At 70.0% G+C, this 2,704-nt stretch carries 2 protein-coding genes and 1 pseudogene; all 3 read left to right on the plus strand.

The genetic code is table 11. The features are described from left to right. A partial coding sequence (locus ACJWXQ_RS03690; protein WP_406672175.1) for a DUF3458 domain-containing protein occupies positions 1-1,495 on the plus strand: 1,495 nt, incomplete at its 5' end. Between the two features lie 264 nt (positions 1,496-1,759). Next, the gene (locus ACJWXQ_RS03695) at positions 1,760-2,200 is read left to right on the plus strand and encodes a hypothetical protein (RefSeq protein WP_406672176.1); all 441 of its coding nucleotides are present in this window, start codon (positions 1,760-1,762) and stop codon (positions 2,198-2,200) included. A gap of 147 nt (positions 2,201-2,347) precedes the next feature. Then, positions 2,348-2,704 (plus strand): annotated as a pseudogene (locus tag ACJWXQ_RS03700) (transporter); the annotation flags it as partial.

A 2,704-nucleotide genomic window follows, 5' to 3' on the forward strand; every position in this document is an offset into this window, starting at 1 on the left:
CTACACCCTGACGGTGTACGAGAAGGGCGCGGAGCTGATCCGCATGCTGCGCACCCTGATCGGGCGCGAGACCTTCCGCCGCGGGCTGGATGTCTACTTCGAGCGCTTCGACGGCCAGGCGGTGACCACCGACGACTTTGTCGCGGTGATGGCCGAGGCCAGCGGGCGCGATCTCTCCCGCTTCAAGCGCTGGTACACCCAGGCCGGCACCCCGCACGTGACCGCGAGCACCGCGTTCGACGGCCCCGGTGGTCCGGCCCGCGTCACCCTGGCGCAGGAGACCCCGCCGACCCCGGGGCAGGCGCACAAGGAGCCGGTGGTGATCCCGATGCGCATGGCCTTCCTCGATGCGGACGGCCAGCGCATCCGCGCGCGCCGGGAAGGCGACGAGGCCGAGCGCGACGAATGGGTGCTGGAGCTGGATACGGCGGAGCAGACCTTCTGCTTCGAGGGGCTTTCCGCCGAGCCGGTCGCGATCTCCTGGCTGCGAGGCTTCTCCGCCCCGGTGATCCTGAACGCCAACCAGGGCGTGGACGAGCTGGCCCACCTGCTGGCGCATGACGACGACGCCTTCGCCCGCTGGGAGGCCGCTCAGACCCTGTTCCGCCGCGCGATCCGCGCGCGCATCGAACACGACGCCGCCGACTCCGCGCTGGAGGCGGCGATCGAACGCGCGCTGGCGCAACTGCTGCGCGACGCGGCGATCGAGCCGGTGCTGCTGGCGACCATCCTGCAGCTGCCGCCGACCCGCGAGCTGGCCGAGCTGTTCGAGCGTGTGGATCCGGTGCGCCTGCGCAACGAGCGCGACGACCTGGAGAAACGCCTGTACATGCCGTTGACCGAGGCGATGCAGCAGATCCAGCCGAAACTGGAGGATGTCGACAACGGCGCCTTCACCGCCGAGGCCATGGGGCTGCGCCAGCTGCGCAACCGTCTGCTGGCGCTGCGCGTGGCCGCCGGCGACCAGGCCGCGGTGCCCGAGGCCCTGGCGCAGTACCAGAAGGCCCGCAGCCAGACCATGCGCATGGGTGCGCTGAATGCGGTCAACGAGCTGGATCACGAGGCACGCGAGGTGCTGCTGACGGACTTCGAGCAGCGCTACCGCGACGACCCGCTGGTGCTGGACAAGTACTTCGGCCTGCAGGCCGGCAGCCAGGTCCCCGGCGGCTGCGAGCGCCTGGAGGCGCTGCTGGAGCACCCCGGGTTCCGCTGGACCAACCCGAACCGCGTGCGCGCGGTGCTGGGGCCGTTCATGGCCCGCAACGAACGTCACTTCCACCAGGAAGACGGCGAGGGCTACCGCCGCATGGGCGCGTTCATCGAGAAGCTGGACGCGATGAACCCGCAGACCGCCGCGCGCCTGGCCCAGCCGCTGACGCGCTGGCGCAAGGTGGATGCGGCCCGCGGCGAGGCGATGCGTGCGGAACTCGAGCGTCTCGCCGCGCTCGAACTCTCGCGCGACCTGCGAGACGTGATCGAGCGCGCGCTCGCGTAGGGGGCCAGCCCTCTGGCCGATGGGGTGCAGGAAGGGCCGGTCGCGCCCAGGGGCCGGGCCCCAACGCCGGGCTCCAGCAGGGGGCAGCACCGGATCGGCAGGAGGCGCGCCCCCTCGCCGACCGGGCGCCGGGCACGAATGTGCGAGCACGCTCCTGCAGGGGTCGCGGGTTGTGGTAGGTTGATGTCCGGTTATCGGGGCGACGCCCCTCGACATGAGGTCCTGACCGACGTGAAACGGGTCTTCCACCGACTGCTGTGCTGGATGCTGGTGCTGGCGATTGCCGGCCTGCCGGCGCTGGCGGCGGTTGCGAGCGAGGAAGGCGGTCATGCCGGGCATGCGATGCACGGGGCCCAGTCGCAGGGGGACAAGCCTGCGGATCACGCGGCCCATGGCCACGCACATGATCATGCGCACGGCGACGACCACGATCACCATGCGCATGACGATCATGCCGATACCCGGCATGGCGATGACCACACCCGCGAGACTTCGGATTCCTCTGACGCCAGCGGGGTGATCGTGCACGTGGATTGTATGGACGCCACCTGCCTGGCCTCTTGCTCGGCCTGCAGCCATTGCCAGGGTATGCCATCCATCACCGGCATCAATGCCCTGAGCCCGATGGCACAGGCGACGAACCTGTATTCCTTCCAGAGCGGTCCGCCTGGGGCTGCGTTATACCGACCCCCGATCCTCTCCTGATCTGACTGTACCGGCCCGAGCGCCGGGGCTGTCCGCACGTCCGGGTTTCCACTCGGTGCTGGCGGACGGCAAGGCCGTGTCGCGCGCTCGCGCGGGATGCGGAATCGAAGTCCGATCAAGGAGATTTTCACGATGCGAGCAACCCGATTGCTGCTCCCCGTCGTGTCGGTGCTGTTCCTCGCCGGTTGCGCGGTCACCGCGCCCGAGCTGGAGCGGTCCGAGCTGGCGGAGGACATCTCGGTGCAGGGGATCGACCTGCCCGAGTCGGAGATGCCCCGACCCTCCGGCGAGCTGACGCTCGAGGAGGCCATCCACCAGTCCCTGTGGCGCAACCCGCGCATGCAGGCGGCCTACGCTCGGCTGGATCTGACCGCTGCCGACGTGGTCGAGGCCTCCCAGTTTTCCAATCCCACCCTGTCGCTGTCGGTGATGCGCCCCGAGGGCGGTGGCGGCAACGAAGTCGGCATCGGCCTGGCCTGGGGCATATCCGGCCTGCTGATGCGC

The sequence above is a fragment of the Natronospira sp. genome (genome assembly GCF_007134575.1).
Lineage (GTDB): Bacteria > Pseudomonadota > Gammaproteobacteria > Natronospirales > Natronospiraceae > Natronospira > Natronospira elongata.